Raw genomic sequence first — 19,126 nt, forward strand, 5'->3', positions numbered from 1 at the left:
CTTAAACGCCGACGGCGGCCGCACACCTTCGCAGTGAAGGTGGGCGGCCGCCGTCGTGGTTAAGCCGTTGCCCGGAGGCGGTGGGGACGGACCTAGATGTTGAACCCGAGGGCGCGCATCTGGTCGCGGCCGTCCTCGGTGATCCGTTCAGGACCCCACGGCGGCATCCAGACCCAGTTCAGCCGCCAGTCGTCGACGATCCCGTCGAGGGCCTGGCCGACCTGCTCCTCGATCACGTCGGTGAGTGGGCACGCGGCCGTCGTCAGCGTCATGTCGATCAGCAGGGCGCCGTCGTCGTCGGAGTACTTCAGACCGTAGAGCAGGCCAAGGTCCACGATGTTAACCCCGAGTTCGGGGTCGATCACGTCCTTGAGCGCCTCCTCGACGTCCTCGAGGCCCGTGCGGGCCGTATTCGTTTCGGTCATGGCGTAGTCCTTACTAGGCCTGAGCTGCCGCGTCGGCAGCGATGGTTGCGGCTCCGGCACCCTGGACGTAGCGGTCGTAGCCTTCTTCTTCGAGGCGGTCGGCCAGCTCCGGGCCGCCCTCCTCGACGACCTTGCCGTCGACGAACACGTGCACGAATTCCGGCTTGATGTAGCGCAGGATCCGGGTGTAGTGGGTGATCAGCAGGGTGCCCATGTTGCCGCCGGACTGGGCGCGGTTGACGCCCTCGGAGACGACCTTCAGAGCGTCGACGTCGAGGCCGGAGTCGGTCTCGTCGAGGATGGCGAACTTCGGCTTGAAGAGCTCGAGCTGGAGGATCTCCACCCGCTTCTTCTCACCGCCGGAGAAGCCCTCGTTGACGTTTCGCTGGGTGAAGTCGGCGTCGATGCGCAGCTGCTCCATGGCGGCCTTGACGTCCTTGGTCCAGGTGCGGAGCTTGGGAGCCTCGCCGTCGATGGCGGTCTTGGCGGTGCGCAGGAAGTTGGTCATGCTCACGCCGGGGACCTCCACCGGGTACTGCATGGCCAGGAAGAGGCCGGCGCGGGCGCGCTCGTCGACGCTCATCTCCAGGACGTCTTCGCCGTCGAGGGTGATGGAGCCGCTGGTCACGTTGTAGCGCGGGTGGCCGGCGATGGTGGAGGCCAGGGTGGACTTGCCGGAGCCGTTGGGGCCCATGATGGCGTGGATCTCGCCCGTCCGGATGGTCAGGCTGACGCCCTTCAGGATTTCCTTGGTGCCCTGCTCGGTGTCAATGCTGACGTGCAGGTCCTTGATCTCAAGAGTGGACATGTGTCGTGTTCTCCTCTGTCCGGCTGCCTCTGCGGCCGGATGGTTCTCGTCGAAAAAGTGTGGGTAGTTGCCGGGTGCGGTGCGATGGACTGCGGTGCGGCGGCGTCAGCCGGCGTTGGGCGCCTCGGCGCCGTTGAGCACGGTGCTGATGTCAACGTAGACGTCGCCGTCCGCGATGGTGACGGCGAAGACGGGCACCGGGTCATAGGCGGGCAGCTGCAACGGCTGGCCGGAGCGCAGGTCGAACTGGGAGCCGTGGCCCCAGCACTCGATCGCGCACCCTTCCACCTCGCCCTCGGAGAGGGAGATGTCCGCGTGCGAGCAGGTGTCCCCGATCGCGTGGATCTCCCCCATCGAGTCCTTGACCACGGCTACCGGGTAGTCGTCGATCAGGATCCGCAGGGCCTGCTTGACCTGGATTTCGCTGGCAGTGCATACCAGCTCGCCCTTGGGCTGTTCCGTCATGTGCCCGTCCTGTTCCGTGTCCGCCGCTGCCGCGCCCTAGTTGTCCGTCGCGGCGAGCTCGCGCTCGACGGCGGCCGTGAGGCGTTCCTCGATGGCGGGGACCTTGATCTGCTGGATGATCTCGTTCAGGAAGCCGCGGACCACCAGACGGCGGGCCACCTTCTCCGGAATGCCGCGGGCCATCAGGTAAAACAGGTGCTCGTCGTCGAAACGGCCGGTGGCGCTGGCGTGGCCGGCGCCGGCGATCAGGCCGGTCTCAATTTCGAGGTTCGGTACGGAGTCGGCGCGGGCGCCGTCGGTGAGGACCAGGTTGCGGTTGGCCTCGTACGTGTCGGTGCCTTCGGCTTCCTTGCGGATCAGGACGTCACCCACCCAGACGGTGTGCGCGTTCTTGCCCTGCAGCGCGCCCTTGTAGAGGACGTTGGACTTGCAGTTGGCGACGGCGTGGTCGACGAAGAGCCGCTGCTCCAGGTGCTGGCCGGCGTCGGCGAAGTACAGGCCGTACATTTCGGCTTCGGCGCCGGGGGCGGTGAAGCGGGCCGACGGCGTGACGCGGACCAGGTCGCCGCCGAGGCTGACGACGATGTGCTTGAACTTGGCGTCGCGGCCGAGCTTGGCCTGCTGGGAGGAGGCGTGGACGGAGTCGTCCGACCATTCCTGCAGCGAGATGACGGTCAGTTCGGCGCCGTCCTCGACCAGGATTTCGACGTTCTCGGAGACGACGGCGCTGCCCTGGTGGTCCAGGACGACGACGGCCTTGGAGAACTTCTCCGCGGTGATGACGATGTGCTGCGCGGCCGGGGCGTCGCCCTGGCCGGTGAGCACGAGGGTGATCTCGCCCTCGGCCTGGACCTCGGCCGGGATGGTGACGGCGGTGGCGCCGGCGAAGTTCTCCCAGGCGTTGGCGGAGACCCGGTCCTCCGGGATCGCTGCCGAGCCGATGCGGGCGTCGCCGCGGTCAACGGTCTCGACCCGGACGCTGTCCGGAGCGGTGACGGTAACGGCCGGGGCCGCGCCGTTCAGGACCTCGGTGTGCAGGCCGCGGAGGCGCTTGAGCGGGGTGAACCGCCAGTCCTCCTCCATGCCGGTCAGCGGCTTGAAGTCCGCCAGGGCGTAGGAGGTCAGGCGGCCGGCGCGCGAGCTGTCCGGGACGCCGACGCCGCCGCCGTGCGAGTGGGCCTTGACGGCGTCCCCGCCCAGCGGCGCCTTGGAATCGACGGTGTTCAGCGGGGAGAGGTTTTCGCCCTCCTCGGTGAAGCCGTCGATCAGCGGCTGGGTCGAGGGCGCGCCGATGCGGGCCTTTTCAGTAGTGATGTCAGTCATTAACCGACCGATCCTTCCATCTGCAGTTCAATCAGGCGGTTCAGCTCCAGCGCGTACTCCATGGGAAGCTCACGGGCGATCGGCTCGATGAAGCCGCGCACGATCATGGCCATGGCCTCGTCCTCGCGCATGCCGCGGGACATCAGGTAGAAGAGCTGCTCTTCGCTGACGCGGGAGACGGTCGCCTCGTGCCCCATCACGACGTCGTCCTCGCGGATGTCGATGTAGGGGTAGGTGTCGGAGCGGCTGATGGTGTCCACCAGCAGGGCGTCACAGCGCACGGTGTTGGCCGAGTGCTTGGCGCCTTCGCGGACCTGGACCAGGCCGCGGTAGGCGGCACGGCCGCCGCCGCGGGCCACGGACTTGGAGATGATCGAGCTCTTGGTGTTCGGCGCGATGTGGACCATCTTGGAGCCGGTGTCCTGGTGCTGGCCCTCGCCGGCAAACGCGATCGAGAGGGTCTCGCCCTTGGCGCCCTCGCCGACCAGGTAGACGGCCGGGTACTTCATGGTGACCTTGGAGCCGATGTTGCCGTCGACCCACTCCATGGTGGCGCCCTCTTCGCAGATGGCGCGCTTGGTGACCAGGTTGTACACGTTGTTGGACCAGTTCTGGATGGTCGTGTAGCGGACGCGGGCGCCCTTCTTCACGACGATCTCGACGACGGCCGAGTGCAGCGAGTCCGAGGTGTAGATCGGCGCGGTGCAGCCTTCGATGTAGTGGACGTAGGAGTCCTCGTCGGCGATGATCAGGGTCCGCTCGAACTGGCCCATGTTTTCGGTGTTGATCCGGAAGTAGGCCTGCAGCGGGATGTCCACGTGTACGCCCTTGGGCACGTACACGAAGGAACCGCCGGACCAGACGGCCGTGTTCAGCGAGGCGAACTTGTTGTCGCCCACCGGGATGATGGTGCCGAAGTACTCCTGGAAGATCTCCGGGTGCTCGCGCAGGGCGGTGTCGGTGTCCAGGAAGATGACGCCCTGGGCCTCGAGGTCCTCACGGATCTGGTGGTAGACCACCTCGGACTCGTACTGGGCGGCGACGCCGGAGACCAGGCGGCTGCGCTCGGCTTCCGGGATGCCCAGCTTCTCGTAGGTGTTCCGGATGTCCTCGGGCAGGTCTTCCCAGCTGGCGGCCTGCTTCTCGGTGGACCGCACGAAGTACTTAATGTTGTCGAAGTCGATGCCGGAGAGGTCCGCGCCCCAAGTGGGCATGGGCTTGCGGTCGAAGTACTTCAGGCCCTTGAGGCGAAGGTCGAGCATCCATTCGGGCTCGTTCTTCTTGGCCGAGATATCGCGGACGACCTCCTCATCGATGCCACGGCGGGCGTTGGCGCCGACGTCGTTCTTGTCGGCCCAGCCGTACTCATAGGTGCCAATTCCGTGCAACTCGGGGTTCTTTTCCAGAATCTCCGAGATCACAGTGGATTCAGCAACCTTCTTCTCTGATAGTTGGTCCGTCATCACGGCCTTTCTTGCAGATGGTTGGATACTTCGTCCGGGTTGCCCGGAGCGTCGGGACCGGTGGTCCCGACGCTGGCCGGACGGCCCGTAGGTATGTGGGTGGTGCAGACGTGGCCGCCGCGGGCCAGGGTGGAGAGCCGGCGGACGTCGACGCCGACCAGCCGGGAGAACACCTCGGTCTCCACGTCGCAGAACACGGGGAACTGGGCGGCGAGCTGCTGGATCGGGCAGTGGCCCTGGCAGAGCTGCACGCTGGAGAGCGCCGCCGGCAGGGGCGCCTTCGCCTCGATCGTCTGGGCGGAGGCGACGAAGCCGTCCCGGCTCAGGGCGTCGGAGAGTGCCTGGGCGCGGGCGGTGATGTCGCTGCCCGCGGCCTCGATCGCGGGGGCGTAGCGTCGCTCCATTGCTTCGAAGCGTTCGACGGCGAACTCCCGGACGGCGTCATCCCCGGCGGCCGCGCCGAGGCGGCGCAGGGCGGACGCGGCGATGTCCAGGTAGTCGTTGCCGAGGCTGGACTGGCCCTGGGAGCTCAGCACGTAGCGACGGGCGGGACGGCCGGCTCCGGCGCCCGCGCGCGCGACACGCTTGACCTCGATGACACCGCGGCGGGACAGGTGGTCCAGGTGCCGGCGGACGGCGGCCGGGGTGAAGCCCAGCAGTTCGCCGAGCTCGGCGGCGCTGATCGGGCCGTGTTCCAGCACCGCGCTCAGCACGCGGTCCCGGGTGCGCTCCTCGGCATCCGCGGCGGTGACCGGCTGCGCCGGAGTCTCCCGCGGCCCGGGGCCCGGGCGCGCCTGATCCCCACGCGCGGGAGGCGCGGCGGAAGCAGTCACAGAACTCATGGAATACACAACACAATCATGTCGTAATTTAGTCCGGCGTTCCAGTAAGGCATGGCTTCCCCGGCGGCGGAGGCCGGCGGCGGGAACCTCCGCACCCGGGCCCCGGCCCGCTCCCAGCTTCGCTCCCTACTACATCCCGTAGAATGTTCCGGTGCGATCTCCCGAATCCCCCGCCCTGGCCATTCAGGGTCTCATCAAGGATGTTGGCCCCGTCCCCAGCCTGGACGGCAAGATGCTGCGGGTGGTCAGCGACGTGTCCCTGGTGGCCGAGCGCGGCCAGGTGACGGCCCTGCTGGGCGCCAACGGTGCGGGCAAGACCACCACCATCGAGTGCGCCCAGGGGATGCAGAAGCGCACCGGGGGCAGTATCAGCCTGCTGGGACAGGACCCGGACACCGCGGGCGCCGAGCTGCGCTCCCGGGTGGGGGTGATGCTGCAGGACGGCGGCCTCCCGCCGTCGGCCCGTCCCATCCCCCTGCTCCACCACATCGCCGGCATGTACAAGGATCCGTGGCCGGTTGAGGACCTGGTGGCCCGGCTGGGCATCGACAGCTTCAGCCGTACCGGCGTGCGGCGCCTCTCCGGCGGGCAGAAGCAGCGGCTGGCCCTCGCCGCCGCCCTGGCCGGCCGGCCCGAGGTCCTGTTCCTCGACGAGCCCAGCGCGGGCCTGGACCCCCAGTCCCGCCAGCTGGTCTTCGACCTGATCGGCGAACTCCGCGACAGCGGCATGGCCATCATCCTCACCACCCACCTGATGGATGATGCGCAGCGGCTGGCCGACTACGTCTACATCATCGATAACGGCCGCAACGTCGCCGAGGGCACCGTCGCCCAGCTGCTGCGCCACGAACTGACCCCCGACGCTCCGGGCGGCAACGTCCGCACCCTGCTCTTCGAGGCCGAGCCCGGGCTGGACCTGACCGGGGTGCTGCCCGCCGCCGTCGATGTCCGCGAGACCCGGGCCGGCAGCTACAGCGTCTCCGGCGCCCTGACGCCGGCCGACCTGGCCGCCGTCACCGCCTGGTGGGCGGCCCGCGGCATCATGCCGGCCTCGATGAGCCTGGCCGCCCGCAGCCTGGAGGACGTGTTCCTCGACATCTCCGGAAGGGAGACCCGATGAGCTCCGCCCCCGCACCGCAGGCCGCCGCCGCGCCCGCCCCGCTGGGCAGCGAACCCGCGCCGCTGGTCCGCCGCATCCTGTTGCAGGGCCGCTACGAGACGGTCACCATGCTGCGCAACGGCGAACAGCTGATCCTGGCCGTCATCCTGCCGCTGATGGCACTGATCGGCCTGGCCGTCACTCCCCTGCTGGACGGCCTCGGCCACAGCCGGGTCGACATCGCCGTGCCCGGCATCCTGGCCCTGTGCGCCATGTCGACGGCATTCACCGGGCAGGGCATTGCCACCGGCTTCGACCGCCGGTACGGGGTGCTCCGCTTCCTCTCCAGCACACCCCTGGGCCGCACCGGCCTGATCGTCGGCAAGATCCTGGCCGTCCTGGCCGTGCTGGTGGTCCAGGTACTCGTGGTCACCGCCGTCGCCCTGCCGATGGGCTGGCGTCCCGAAGCCGCCGGACTGCTGCCCGCCCTGCTCCTGCTGGTCCTGGGCGCCGCCGCGTTCACCTCGCTCGGCCTGCTGGTGGCCGGAACGGTGCGGCCGGAGGCCACGCTGGCCATCACCAACCTGCTCTGGATCCTCCTCGGCGCACTCGGCGGCATCGTCCTGCCCGCCGAACGGCTCCCCGCCCTGGCCCAGGCGGTGGTGCACTTCCTGCCCTCCGGCGCGCTGGGCCAGGCGCTGCGCGACGCGCTCCTGACCGGCACCGTCAATGGTTTTGCCGTCCTTATCCTGCTGCTGTGGACGGCCCTCGCCGGCGCCGCGGCGGCCCGTTGGTTCAAGTGGAATTGAGAATGATGTGAGCACGGTATCCCGCCCCGCCCGAATCCTGTCCCGGATGTCCTCCCGGCTGCCCACCACCGTCAACCCGGCGATCCGCCGGCTGGCGCTGCTGTCGCTGATCGGCCAGACCGTCCTGGTGGTCACCGGCGGCGCCGTCCGCCTCACCGCCTCCGGCCTCGGCTGCCCCACCTGGCCGCGCTGCACCAGCGACTCCCTGGTCAACACCCCGGAGATGGGCATCCACGGCTTCATCGAGTTCGGCAACCGGCTCCTGACCTTCGCCCTCGCCGCCGTGGCCGTCGCCATGCTGGTCTACCTGTGGAACCTCCGCAAGGAGCGCCGCGACCTGTTCCTGCTGGCCCTGGGCCTGCTGGCCAGCATTCCCGCGCAGGCCATCATCGGCGGCATCACCGTCCTGACCCGCCTGAACCCCTGGGTGGTGGGCCTGCACTTCCTGGTCTCGATGGCCCTGGTGGTCCTCGCGACCCTGCTGGTCAACCGCGCCTACGGCCGGACCGGCCGGGCCCGCAACCGCACCCTCCCGGCCCTGCCGGGCGCCGCGCGGCCGGTGCTGACCGCCGCCGCCCTGTTCTCCGCCGTCGCCGTCTGCCTCGGCGTCGTGGTGACCGGTGCCGGACCGCACGCCGGCGACGCCGACGCCCCGCGCAACAACCTCGACTGGGACTTCGTCTCCCACATCCACGCCGTCCCGGCCTACCTGGTCACCGCCGGCGCCCTGTTTGGCGTCTACCTGGTGCTCCGCGGCCGGATCACCGGACCGTTCCGGACCGCCGCGTTCCTTCTCCTGGGCGTCACGGTCCTGCAGGCTGTCATCGGCTTCACGCAGTACTACAACGGCATCCCCGCGCTCTTGGTGGCCGCGCACATGCTTGGCGCCGCCCTGCTGATGGCGGCCTCCACCAACGCCGCGGACCTGGCTCACAGCAGCCCCCGGGTCTGACCCGGTACCCTGACCCTTGAACCGCCGGAATCGCGGCGGAGGAGGGCAGGGAATGTGGGCGCGGTTGTCGAGGGAATCCTGAACATCAGCCCGGCGCTGGCCTTCACCATCGTGGCGTGCCTGGTCTTTGCCGAGGACGCCATCTTCGTGGGCTTCGTCATCCCGGGTGAGACCGCGGCGGTCCTCGGCGGCGTCATCTCCAGCCGCGGCGAGGTCCCGCTCTGGGGCATGGCCGCCGTCGTGGTCGCCGCCGCGATCGCCGGGGACACCGTGGGCTACGAGATCGGCAAGCACGTGGGACCGCGGCTGCTGGACATCCGGATCATGAAGCGGCGCCGCCGCGGCCTGGCCAAAGCCCAGGCGTTCCTGCGCCGGCGCGGCGGCTCGGCGGTGTTCCTGGGCCGGTTCGTGGCCTTCTTCCGCGCCGTGATGCCCGCGCTGGCCGGGGCCTCGCGGATGCACTACCCCCGGTTCCTGGCCTTCAACGCCGCCGGCGGCCTGGTCTGGGGCACCGGATTCGTGCTGCTGGGCTTCTTCGCGGGCAACTCCTACGACGCCGTCGCCAAGGCTGCCGGGCAGGACATCACCGCAGTCATCGTGGTGCTGGGCATTGTCGGCCTGATCGTCTGGCACCTGCGGCGCTCCCGCAGGGCACGCCGGGAACCGGAACCGGCGGCCTCCGAAGAGGCCTAGCGGAGGTCTCCCAAGCGGGTGTTCTTCCTGGGAATCCTAACCGACGAGCGCGGAACCCACGAACGGGTCAACGGCGAGGGCGATGAAGAGCAGGGTCAGATAGCTGATGGAGCCGTGGAAGACCTTCATGGCGCCCTTGTTGGACACGTCCCCACCCTGGGCGCGGGCGTAGAGGGCGTGCGACTCGTAGAGGAACCAGGCGCCCGCGGCGACGGCGGTGATGGTGTAGACCCAGCCGGCGCCGCCGACCGGGATCAGCAGAAGCGAGCAGGCCACCATGGCCCAGGCGTAGAGGACCACCTGGACGGAGACCACGCGGGCCCCGGCGATCGCGCCGAGCATGGGGACATTGGCGTTGCGGTAGTCCTCGCCGTAGCGCATGGACAGGGGCCAGTAGTGCGGCGGGGTCCAGAGGAAGATCACCATGAACAGCACGACGGCGGGCCACTGAACGGTGTTCGTCACCGCGGCCCAGGCGATCAGCACGGGGAAGCAGCCGGCGGCCCCGCCCCAGACGATGTTCTGCGCGGTCCGGCGCTTGAGGATCATGGTGTAGATCACCACGTAGAAGACGATGGCGCCCAGGCCCAGCCAGGCGGAGAGCGGGTTCGCGCCGAACCAGAGGATCACGATCGCGGCGGCACCCAGCAGCCACGAAAAGACCAGCGCCTCGCGGGGCGTCACCTCGCCGGTGACCAGCGGGCGGTTCTCGGTCCGGTGCATCAGCTTGTCGATGTCCCGGTCGATGTAGCAGTTGAAGGACCCCGCGCTGCCGGCGGCGAAGGCGCCGCCCACCAGGGTTGCCAGGATCAGGCCCAGCGACGGGAAGCCGCGCTCGGCGTAAATCATGGTGGGGAGGGTGCTGACCAGCAGGAGCTCGATGACCCGCGGTTTCGTGAGCGCCAGGTAGGCCTTGGCCTTGCGGCGGAAGCCGATCCGGGCCTGGGGGACGCTCAACGGCGTTTCTGTTGTGCTCACGGTGGCAGTCACTCTGTTCTGTCTGCTGTTCTGTCTGCTGGATCAGTCGGCCAGGCCCGCAGGGTCCCGGACCTAAGGAAAAGCCACGGACCGGACGGCGGCCGACAGTGCCCGGGCGGGGCTCGGTTCCCGCCGGGAACCGCGCGGCGCGCAGGCCAAAAAGCGCCCCTTCCGGAGCCTCCGACCATCATACCGTGGCGCCGCGCCGGTCCCCGACCCGGCGGCCGTTGCCCCCGCTCCGGCCGGTCGGGAAGCGGCTCGAATTCAGCTACGCGGGAAACCCGTCCAAATCCCGACACATACGCCTCAGGGCCGCCGGAATGGGACTAAGCTGGCTGACAGATCGGCTCGCGCGGGCATACCGCCCCGGCGGCATTCCACGCCCCTGCGCTTGCGACTGAGTGATAGATCAACGTTTCGATGGTGAACGGCTGGTACACCCACGCGGGCACCTCGTGTGCCCCGGCGGACGCCTCTCGAGGCCATGCCCCGTACCTCCGGCCGTCAGCACAGAGAGGGGCCCGGTTTACGTGCCACATTTGGAAGAGCAAGAACTGTCATGGACCAGCCTGGACCAGAAGGCCGTGGATACCATCCGGGTCCTGGCCGCGGACGCGGTGGAGAAGGTCGGTAACGGCCACCCGGGCACGGCCATGAGCCTGGCCCCGGCCGCCTACCTGCTCTTCCAGAAGCTGATGCGGCACGACCCGTCGGATCCGCAGTGGCTGGGCCGGGACCGGTTCATCCTCTCCCCCGGGCACACCTCCCTCACGCTGTACATCCAGCTCTTCCTCTCCGGCTACGGCCTGGAGCTGAAGGACCTTGAGGCGCTGCGCACCTGGGGTTCGCTGACCCCGGGCCACCCGGAGTACAAGCACACCAAGGGCGTGGAGATCACCACCGGCCCGCTGGGCCAAGGCCTGGCCTCCGCCGTCGGGTTCGCCTACTCCCAGCGCCGCATGCGCGGCCTGTTCGACGCCGAGGCTCCCGCCGGCGAGAGCCCCTTCGACCACACCGTCTGGGTCATCGCCTCCGACGGCGACCTCCAGGAAGGCGTGACCTCCGAGGCGTCCTCGCTGGCCGGACACCAGGAACTGGGCAACCTCGTGGTCATCTACGACGAGAACCACATCTCCATCGAGGACGACACGGACGTGGCGTTCACCGAGAACGTCCTGGCACGCTACGAGGCGTACGGCTGGCACACCCAGCGCGTCGACTGGACCCGCACCGGTGAATACAAGGAAGACGTGGCCGAACTCCACGCCGCCCTCCTCGCGGCCAAGGCGGAGACGAACAAGCCCTCCATCATCTCGCTGCGCACCATCATCGGCTGGCCCGCACCGAAGAAGCAGAACACCGGCAAGATCCACGGCTCCGCCCTCGGCGCCGACGAGGTCGCCGGCCTGAAGCAGGTCCTGGGCTTCGACCCGGAGAAGTCCTTCCAGGTCGACGAGGAGGTCCTGGCCCACACCCGCGCCGTGGCCGACCGCGGCGCCGCGGAGCGCAAGACCTGGCAGGAAGGCTTCGACGCCTGGCAGGCCGCCTACCCGGAGTCCGCCGCCCTGCTGCAGCGGGTCGAGTCCCAGACCCTGCCCGAAGACTTCGACGCCGCCCTGCCGGTGTTCGAGGCCGGCAAGGACGTCTCCACCCGTGCCGCGTCCGGCAAGGTACTGAACGCGATCGGCCCGGTCATGCCCGAACTCTGGGGCGGCTCCGCCGACCTCGCCGAGTCGAACAACACCACGATCGAGGGTTCGCCCTCCTTCATCCCCGCGTCCCGGCAGACCGAGGCGTGGAAGGGCAACCCCTACGGCCGCGTCCTGCACTTCGGCATCCGCGAACACGCCGCCGCGTCGATCGTGAACGGCATCACCCTCGCCGGGCCCACCCGGGCGTTCTCCGGCACGTTCCTGATCTTCTCCGACTACCAGCGCCCCGCGATCCGGCTCGGTGCCCTGATGGGCGTGCCGTCCCTGTATGTCTGGACGCACGACTCGATCGGCCTCGGCGAGGACGGCCCCACCCACCAGCCGGTGGAGCAGCTGGCGTCCCTGCGCGCCATCCCGGGCCTGGACGTCGTCCGCCCCGGCGACGCCAACGAGGTCTCAGCGGCGTGGCAGGCGATGCTGACCAACCACGCCAACCCGGCCGGCATCGTGCTGACCCGGCAGAACATCCCCACCTGGGACCGTGGCACCGGTGAGGCCGAGGGCGACACCTTCGCCTCCACCGCCGGGGTCGCCAAGGGCGGCTACGTCCTGGCCGAAGCGTCCAAGGACGGCGCCACCGCCGAGGCGAAGGTCATCCTGATCGGCACCGGCTCCGAGGTCCAGCTGGCCGTCGCGGCCCGCGAGGCGCTGCAGGCCGAGGGCATCCCCACCCGCGTGGTCTCGATGCCCTGCGTCGAGTGGTTCGAACGCCAGGACGCCTCCTACCGTGAAGCCGTGCTGCCCGCCGCCGTCAAGGCCCGCGTCTCCGTCGAGGCCGGCCTGGCCCTGACCTGGCGGACCTACGTCGGCGACGCCGGCCGGTCCGTCAGCCTGGAGCACTTCGGTGCCTCGGCCGACTACAAGCGCCTCTTCCAGGAGTTCGGGATCACCGCCGAAGCCGTCACCGCCGCCGCCAAGGAATCCCTGGCCGGCCTCACGGCCTAACACTCTTCATCCCCTGGGCCGCCGCCCACCGGCGGCGGCCCCAGATTTTTCAGGAGTAACCCATGAACACCACCCCCACGCAGCAACTCTCCGACGCCGGCGTCTCCATCTGGCTGGACGACCTCTCCCGCGGCCGCCTCACCACGGGCACCCTGCGCAAGCTCATCGAAGAGAAGAACGTCGTTGGCGTCACCACCAACCCCAGCATCTTCCAGGCCGCCATCACCTCCGGCCACGACTACGACGAAATCATCAAGGAGAAGGCCGCCGCCGGCGCGAACGTCGAGGACACGATCTTCTCGATCACCACCTCCGACGTCGCCGACGCCTGCGATCTCTTCGCCCCCGTCGCCGCGGCCACCCACGGCGTCGACGGCCGCGTCTCGATCGAGGTGGACCCGCGCCTGGCCTGGGACACCCAGGGCACCATCACCGAGGCCAAGGAACTCTACGAGCGGGTCAACAAGGACAACGTCCTGATCAAGATCCCTGCCACCCTCGAGGGCCTCGAGGCCATCACCGCCACGCTCGCGGCCGGCATCAGCGTCAACGTCACCCTGATCTTCTCCCTCGAACGCTACCGCGCCGTGATCAACGCCTTCCAGAGCGGCCTGGAGCAGGCCAAGGAGAACGGCCACGACCTCTCGAAGATCCACTCCGTGGCGTCCTTCTTCGTCTCCCGCGTGGATTCCGAGATCGACAAGCGACTCGACGCGATCGGCACGGACGAGGCCAAGGCACTCAAGGGCAAGGCCGGCCTGGCCAACGCCCGCCTGGCCTACCAGGTCTACCAGGAACTGTTCTCCACCGAACGCTGGGAACTCCTCGCCGACGCCGGGGCCCGCCCGCAGCGTCCGCTCTGGGCCTCCACCGGTGTGAAGGACCCCGCCTACCCGGACACCCTGTACGTCACCGAACTGGTGGCCCCCGGCGTCGTGAACACCATGCCGGAGAAGACCCTGGACGCGACCTTCGACCACGCCGCCGTCACGGGCGACACCGTCACCCGCGGCTACGACGACGCCAACGCCACCCTCAACGCCCTCGATGAGCTGGGGATCTCCTACAACGAGGTCGTCGCCCAGCTCGAGTCCGAGGGCCTGGAGAAGTTTGTGGCAAGCTGGAAGGAACTGCTGGCCGACGTCGAGGGCGCCCTCGCCGCTGCACGGAAGGACGCCTAGTCCCCATGACCACTCTCAGCTACGACGCCGCGGGAGCAGCCCGCTCGGCCCACGAACAGCACCTGCCCGCCCTGCTGGAGGACCGGGTCGCCACCCGGATCTTCGCCAAGGACCCCACGCTCTGGGGCGCCGACGCCGAGTCCGAGGCCTCGGTCCGGCTCGGCTGGGTGGAGGCCGCCACGGTCTCCCAGCCGCTGGTCCAGGACATCCTGGCCCTTCGTGACGAGCTCCACGCCGAAGGGGTGACGCGCATCGTCCTCTGCGGCATGGGCGGTTCCTCGCTGGCCCCCGAGGTCATCGCGGGCACCGCCGGCGTCGAGCTGACGGTCCTGGACAGCACCGACCCCGAACAGGTCTCCGCCGCCCTCGCGGACCGCCTGGCCGAGACCGCCATCGTGGTCTCCTCCAAGTCCGGCTCCACGCTGGAGACCGACTCGCAGCGCCGGGTGTTCGAGCACGCCTTCACCGAGGCCGGCCTGGACGCCAAGAGCCGCATCATCATCGTCACGGATCCCGGCTCGCCGCTGGACACGTCCGCCCGCGAGGCCGGCTACCGTGCCGTGTTCAACGCCGACCCCAACGTCGGCGGCCGCTACTCGGCACTAACCGCGTTCGGCCTGGTCCCCTCGGGCCTGGCCGGCGTCGACATCCAGGCGTTCCTGGACGAGGCCGAGGAGACCGCGGAGATCCTCAACGAGGACAGCGAGGACAACATCGGCCTGGCCCTCGGCGCCGCCCTGGGCGGCACCAGCCCGCTGCGGAACAAGATCGTCATCGCCGAGGACGGCTCCGGGATCAAGGGTTTCGCCGACTGGGCCGAGCAGCTGATCGCCGAATCCACCGGCAAGCTGGGCACCGGCGTGCTGCCCGTCGTCGCCGGCCCCCACGCCCCGGAGGTCACCTCCGGCGCCGCCGACGTGCTCGTCGTCCGGCTCGTGGCGGCCGACGCCGACGTCGAACTCTCCGGCGACCAGGCGGCCATCGCCGGCGGCCTCGCCGCCCAGATGATGACCTGGGAATTCGCCACCGCCGTCGCCGGACGGCTGCTGGGCATCAACCCGTTCGACCAGCCCGACGTGGAGGCCGCCAAGGTGGCCGCCCGCGGCCTGCTGGACGCCCAGCCCGAACCCACGCCCGCCAACTTCACCGACGGCGCCATCGAGGTCCGCGGCGGCGACTGGCTGGGCGGGGCCGGGACGGCCGCCGAGGCCGTCACCGCGCTGCTCGGCCAGCTCGGTTCGGACGGCTACCTCAGCGTCCAGGCCTACTTCGACCGGCTCAGCTACGCGCCGCTGGAGGGCGTCCGCGACGAGCTCGCCGCGGCCACCGGCCGGCCGGTGACCTTCGGCTGGGGCCCGCGCTTCCTGCACTCCACCGGGCAGTTCCACAAGGGCGGCCCCGCGATCGGCGTGTTCCTGCAGGTCACCGCGGCCTCCGCGACGGACCTGGCCATCCCGGACCGGCCGTTCAGCTTCGGCGAACTCATCTCCGCCCAGGCCGCAGGCGACGCGCAGGTACTCTCCGAGCACGGCCGTCCCGTCCTGCGGCTGCACCTGACCGACCGGGCCGCCGGCGTCGCCCAGCTGCAGCAGCTGGTCCGCTCGCTGCCCGGCGCGGCAGGCACCGGCCACTCCCCCTCGTCCCCCGAAAGCTAAGGCACCAGACCAACCATGCCATCCACGCACAACGGCGGTCAGAAGGCCGCGGGCCGGGGGCGCAATCCGCTCCGCGACCCGCGGGACCGCCGACTTAACCGCATCGCCGGCCCCTCATCCCTGGTGCTCTTCGGCGTCACCGGTGACCTGGCCCGCAAGAAACTCATGCCGGCCGTGTACGACCTGGCCAACCGCGGACTTCTGCCGCCCAGCTTCGCCCTGGTGGGCTTCGCGCGGCGGCAGTGGGAGGACGAGGACTTCGCCGCCGAGGTGAAGGAGTCGGTCAAGAGCTATGCCCGCACCCCGTTCGACGAGACCGTCTGGGAGCAGCTGTCCGAGGGCATCCGCTTCGTCCAGGGCGAATTCGACGACGACGAGGCGTTCGAACGGCTGAGCGAGACGATCAACGAGCTCGATGAACGGCGCGGCACCCAGGGCAACCACGCCTTCTACCTCTCGATCCCGCCGAAGGCCTTCGAGCTGGTCTGCCGCCAGCTGTCCAAGCACGGCCTGGCCCAGGCCGAGGGCGACAAGTGGCGCCGCGTGGTGATCGAGAAGCCGTTCGGCCACGACCTGGAGTCCGCCCGGCAGCTCAACGACATCGTCGAGTCCGTTTTCCCGCCGGACGCCGTGTTCCGCATCGACCACTACCTCGGCAAGGAAACGGTCCAGAACATTCTGGCGCTGCGCTTCGCCAACCAGCTGTTCGAGCCGCTCTGGAACGCCAACTACGTCGACCACGTGCAGATCACCATGGCCGAGGACATCGGCACCGGCGGCCGCGCGGGCTACTACGACGGCGTGGGCGCGGCCCGCGACGTCATCCAGAACCACCTGCTGCAGCTGCTGGCGCTGACGGCCATGGAGGAACCCATTTCCTTCAATGCCGACGACCTGCGCGCGGAGAAGGAAAAGGTCCTCGCCGCCGTCCGGCTGCCAGAGGACCTGTCCGCCCACTCGGCGCGCGGCCAGTTCGCCGGCGGCTGGCAGGGTGGCGAGGAGGTGCTCGGCTACCTGGAGGAAGAGGGCATCCCCAAGGACTCCAACACCGAGACCTTCGCCGCCATCCGGGTGGACATCAACACCCGCCGCTGGTCCGGGGTGCCGTTCTACCTGCGCGCCGGCAAGCGCCTGGGCCGCCGGGTGACCGAAATCGCCGTCGTCTTCAAACGCGCCCCCAACCTGCTGTTCCGCGACCACGGCGAGGACACCTTCGGGCAGAACGCCGTCGTCATCCGCGTCCAGCCGGACGAGGGCGCGACCATCCGCTTCGGGTCCAAGGTTCCCGGCACGCAGATGGAAGTCCGCGACGTGACCATGGACTTCGGCTACGGCCACTCGTTCACCGAGTCCAGCCCTGAGGCCTACGAGCGTCTGATCCTGGACGTGCTCCTGGGTGAGCCGCCGCTCTTCCCGCGGCACCAGGAGGTGGAGCTGTCCTGGAAGATCCTCGACCCGTTCGAGGAACACTGGGCCGCGAAGAAGGAACAACCGGAGCCGTACGCGCCCGGCAGCTGGGGCCCCGCCTCCGCCGATGAACTGCTTGCCCGCGACGGGCGGACCTGGAGAAGGCCATGATCGTCAATCTTCCCGATACCACCACGTCCAAGATCTCCAAGGAGATCATGTCGCTGCGCGAACGCGGCGGGGTGATCGCCCTGGGCCGAGTGCTGACCCTTGTGGTGGTCACCAAGTCCGGCCTGGAGGAGGAAGCCATCCAGGCGGCCAACGAGGCCAGCCGGGAGCACCCCTGCCGGATCATCGTTCTCGCCGACGCCGGGGCCTCCGCCCCCACCCGGCTGGACGCCCAGATCCGGGTGGGCGGCGACGCCGGTGCCTCCGAGGTGATCGTGCTGCGCGGCTACGGCGAACTGGCCGAGGAGAGCGAGTCCCTGGTGGCCGCGCTCCTGCTGCCGGACGCTCCGATCGTGGCCTGGTGGCCGCACGGTGCCCCGCGCAACGCCTGCGAGACCTCAATCGGACGGATCGCGCACCGCCGCATCACGGACTCGGCCAACGAGCCGGACCCGTACGCGGCGCTCGAGAACATCCGCAGCACCTACAAGGCCGGCGACACGGACCTGGCCTGGACCCGCCTGACCAACTGGCGGATCCAGCTGGCCGCCGCGCTGGACCAGGTCGATGCCTCCCCGGTGACCGCCGTCGCCGTCGAGGGCGCCTCCGACTCCCCCAGCACGCTGCTGCTCGCGGCCTGGCTCACGCTGGCACTCGACGCACCGGTGACGATCGTCGCCGACCCGGCCGGCACCGGCATCCGCCGGGTGCGGCTCTGCCGGACCGGCGGGGACGTGCAGTTGTTCCGGCCGGGCCTGGACGTGGCCGAGCTGAGCCAGCCGGGACAGCCCGTGCAGCGGATCTCGTTGCCGCGGCGCAGCCTCAAGGACTGCCTGGCCGAGGAACTCCGGCGCCTGGACCCGGATGAGGTCTTCGGCGAAGTGATTACCATTGGACTGCCGCGTACCAACCTAAGGAGTGTCCGTCCCAGTGAGCGTTGAGCCCAGAGTTAGCATCCACCCCGACTCCAAGGTCCTGATGGCGGCGATCGCCGCCCGGCTGATCACCAAGCTGGTGGACATCCAGGACAAGCACGGCCAGGCCACGGTGGTCCTGACCGGCGGCACCATGGGCATTGGATCGCTCAAGGCCGTGGCCGAATCCCCCGCGGTCCGCGCGGTGGACTGGTCCAAGGTCAACTTCTGGTGGGGCGACGAGCGCTTCGTCGGCCGCGACGACGCCGACCGGAACGCCCGCCAGGCGCAGGAGGCCCTGCTCGCGCACATCGACGTCGACCCCGCCCGGGTGCAGGTCCCTGGCTCCTCGGACGAATTCGACACCCCGGAGGAGGCGGCCGCGGACTACGCGCGCCGGCTGGCCGAGGCCGCCGCCGCGGAACACGCGGCGGACACGTCCGATGACCGTCCGGAGGAGCCGGGCACGCTCCCGCGGCTGGACATCGTTCTTCTCGGCGTCGGCCCGGACGCCCACGTGGCCTCGCTGTTCCCCGAGCAGGCGGGCATCCGGGAAAAGCAGCTGACGGTGGTGGGGGTCCGAAACTCCCCCAAGCCGCCGCCGCTGCGCGTCTCGCTGACGATGCCGACGATCAATACCGCGGACGAGGTGTGGATGGTGGTGGCCGGTGACGACAAGGCCGGTGCCGTGGGCCTGGCCCTGGCCGGCGCCAACCCCGTCCAGGTCCCGGCGGCCGGGCCGCGTGGTCGCCTGGAGACGCTCTGGCTGATCGACGAGGAAGCGGCCTCACGTGTCCCGGAGCAACTGGTCCGCAAAAGCGCGTCGGGCGCGTAGTTTTTCCAGCGCTCCGGCCAGGACGTCTTCGGCGTCCTGGCTGGAGCGCCGCTCTTTAACGTATTCGAGGTGGGTCTTGTAGCTGTCCCCCGGCTCGTCCTCGAGGGCGAAGCGGGCCTCGTCCCGCGTGGCCGGGCAACCGCAGCGGCGACAGTCCCAGACGCCCGGGATCTGGTCCTCGGGCAGCCGGGCGAAGACGACGGATGTCTCGTGGCCCTTGGCGCAGCGGAAGCACACGCTGACCCGGGGCGGGGTGGCGCCGCCGTCGAACGGCTCGTGGCGGGCGGACGCGCCGGCCACCGCGCCGACGCGGATACCCCTGAAACCTGTCGCAGAATGCAGCATCGGGAACTCCTGGCTACTGTCATGGTCCGTTGGCGGTTGCAAGCGACAGTGTAAGCAGGAAGTTCCCGATGCGGTCAGGGCCGGAGGGCCCGTATGAAATTGTCTGC

At 69.6% G+C, this 19,126-nt stretch carries 18 protein-coding genes; 10 read left to right on the forward strand and 8 right to left on the reverse strand.

Going from position 1 to position 19,126, the window contains the following annotated elements:
* Positions 1 to 92 precede the first annotated feature (92 nt).
* From AB0O44_RS11320 to AB0O44_RS11345, 6 genes are all read right to left on the reverse strand, one after another.
* Positions 93 to 425: a metal-sulfur cluster assembly factor gene (locus tag AB0O44_RS11320; protein WP_290257901.1), complete on the reverse strand. Its 333-nt coding sequence runs from the start codon at positions 423 to 425 to the stop codon at positions 93 to 95.
* 13 nt (positions 426 to 438) lie between these two features.
* Positions 439 to 1,233, reverse strand: a complete 795-nt coding sequence (gene sufC, locus AB0O44_RS11325; protein WP_290257902.1) for a Fe-S cluster assembly ATPase SufC — start codon at positions 1,231 to 1,233, stop codon at positions 439 to 441.
* Between the two features lie 105 nt (positions 1,234 to 1,338).
* The gene (locus AB0O44_RS11330; RefSeq protein ID WP_364137409.1) at positions 1,339 to 1,698 is read right to left on the reverse strand and encodes a non-heme iron oxygenase ferredoxin subunit; all 360 of its coding nucleotides are present in this window, start codon (positions 1,696 to 1,698) and stop codon (positions 1,339 to 1,341) included.
* Between the two features lie 36 nt (positions 1,699 to 1,734).
* Positions 1,735 to 3,021 (reverse strand): Fe-S cluster assembly protein SufD, encoded by a 1,287-nt coding sequence (gene sufD / locus AB0O44_RS11335; protein ID WP_364137411.1) that lies wholly within the window; start codon positions 3,019 to 3,021, stop codon positions 1,735 to 1,737.
* Entirely contained in the window at positions 3,021 to 4,484 is a 1,464-nt protein-coding gene (gene sufB / locus AB0O44_RS11340; RefSeq protein WP_290257905.1) for a Fe-S cluster assembly protein SufB, read from the reverse strand. The genes sufD and sufB overlap by 1 nt, the downstream gene beginning before the upstream one ends.
* On the reverse strand, positions 4,484 to 5,326 hold the full coding sequence (locus AB0O44_RS11345) for a helix-turn-helix domain-containing protein (protein ID WP_364137413.1): 843 nt from the start codon (positions 5,324 to 5,326) through the stop codon (positions 4,484 to 4,486). The genes sufB and AB0O44_RS11345 overlap by 1 nt, the downstream gene beginning before the upstream one ends.
* Before the next feature lie 151 nt (positions 5,327 to 5,477).
* Between AB0O44_RS11345 and AB0O44_RS11350 the strand changes: the two genes are divergently transcribed.
* From AB0O44_RS11350 to AB0O44_RS11365, 4 genes are read left to right on the forward strand one after another with little or no spacing between them, the layout of a single operon-like run.
* The gene (locus AB0O44_RS11350; RefSeq protein ID WP_364137415.1) at positions 5,478 to 6,446 is read left to right on the forward strand and encodes an ABC transporter ATP-binding protein; all 969 of its coding nucleotides are present in this window, start codon (positions 5,478 to 5,480) and stop codon (positions 6,444 to 6,446) included.
* The gene (locus tag AB0O44_RS11355; RefSeq protein WP_364137417.1) at positions 6,443 to 7,234 is read left to right on the forward strand and encodes an ABC transporter permease; all 792 of its coding nucleotides are present in this window, start codon (positions 6,443 to 6,445) and stop codon (positions 7,232 to 7,234) included. Before AB0O44_RS11350 ends, AB0O44_RS11355 begins: the two co-directional genes overlap by 4 nt.
* A 7-nt stretch (positions 7,235 to 7,241) precedes the next feature.
* On the forward strand, positions 7,242 to 8,186 hold the full coding sequence (locus AB0O44_RS11360; protein ID WP_364137419.1) for a COX15/CtaA family protein: 945 nt from the start codon (positions 7,242 to 7,244) through the stop codon (positions 8,184 to 8,186).
* Between the two features lie 54 nt (positions 8,187 to 8,240).
* Positions 8,241 to 8,879, forward strand: coding sequence for a DedA family protein (locus tag AB0O44_RS11365; RefSeq protein ID WP_364137421.1), 639 nt, complete (start codon positions 8,241 to 8,243; stop codon positions 8,877 to 8,879).
* 36 nt (positions 8,880 to 8,915) lie between these two features.
* On the opposite strand, the gene AB0O44_RS11370 is transcribed toward AB0O44_RS11365, so the two are convergent.
* Complete coding sequence (locus AB0O44_RS11370) at positions 8,916 to 9,869, reverse strand: heme o synthase (protein WP_290257911.1); 954 nt, start codon at positions 9,867 to 9,869, stop codon at positions 8,916 to 8,918.
* 527 nt (positions 9,870 to 10,396) lie between these two features.
* Between AB0O44_RS11370 and tkt the strand changes: the two genes are divergently transcribed.
* The 6 genes from tkt to pgl all read left to right on the forward strand — a co-directional run bounded on the left by tkt (position 10,397) and on the right by pgl (position 18,674).
* Positions 10,397 to 12,514 carry a transketolase gene (gene tkt, locus AB0O44_RS11375; protein ID WP_364137423.1) on the forward strand — a complete coding sequence of 706 codons (2,118 nt, stop codon included), beginning with the start codon at positions 10,397 to 10,399 and terminating at the stop codon, positions 12,512 to 12,514.
* 62 nt (positions 12,515 to 12,576) lie between these two features.
* On the forward strand, positions 12,577 to 13,695 hold the full coding sequence (gene tal / locus AB0O44_RS11380) for a transaldolase (protein WP_290257913.1): 1,119 nt from the start codon (positions 12,577 to 12,579) through the stop codon (positions 13,693 to 13,695).
* Positions 13,696 to 13,700: 5 nt separating this feature from the next.
* Positions 13,701 to 15,350 carry a glucose-6-phosphate isomerase gene (locus tag AB0O44_RS11385; protein ID WP_364137425.1) on the forward strand — a complete coding sequence of 550 codons (1,650 nt, stop codon included), beginning with the start codon at positions 13,701 to 13,703 and terminating at the stop codon, positions 15,348 to 15,350.
* Positions 15,351 to 15,365: 15 nt separating this feature from the next.
* Complete coding sequence (zwf, locus tag AB0O44_RS11390) at positions 15,366 to 16,928, forward strand: glucose-6-phosphate dehydrogenase (protein WP_290257915.1); 1,563 nt, start codon at positions 15,366 to 15,368, stop codon at positions 16,926 to 16,928.
* Positions 16,925 to 17,866, forward strand: a complete 942-nt coding sequence (locus AB0O44_RS11395; protein ID WP_364137427.1) for a glucose-6-phosphate dehydrogenase assembly protein OpcA — start codon at positions 16,925 to 16,927, stop codon at positions 17,864 to 17,866. The genes zwf and AB0O44_RS11395 overlap by 4 nt, the downstream gene beginning before the upstream one ends.
* Entirely contained in the window at positions 17,856 to 18,674 is an 819-nt protein-coding gene (gene pgl / locus AB0O44_RS11400; RefSeq protein ID WP_364137429.1) for a 6-phosphogluconolactonase, read from the forward strand. Before AB0O44_RS11395 ends, pgl begins: the two co-directional genes overlap by 11 nt.
* Here the strand turns inward: pgl and AB0O44_RS11405 are convergent.
* A complete protein-coding gene (locus AB0O44_RS11405; protein WP_364137431.1) occupies positions 18,627 to 19,019 on the reverse strand; it encodes an RNA polymerase-binding protein RbpA in 393 nt (130 codons plus the stop codon). The genes pgl and AB0O44_RS11405 overlap by 48 nt on opposite strands.
* Positions 19,020 to 19,126 lie beyond the last annotated feature (107 nt).

Origin of the sequence: Arthrobacter sp. NPDC080082 (genome assembly GCF_040686595.1) — a bacterium.
Lineage (GTDB): Bacteria > Actinomycetota > Actinomycetes > Actinomycetales > Micrococcaceae > Arthrobacter.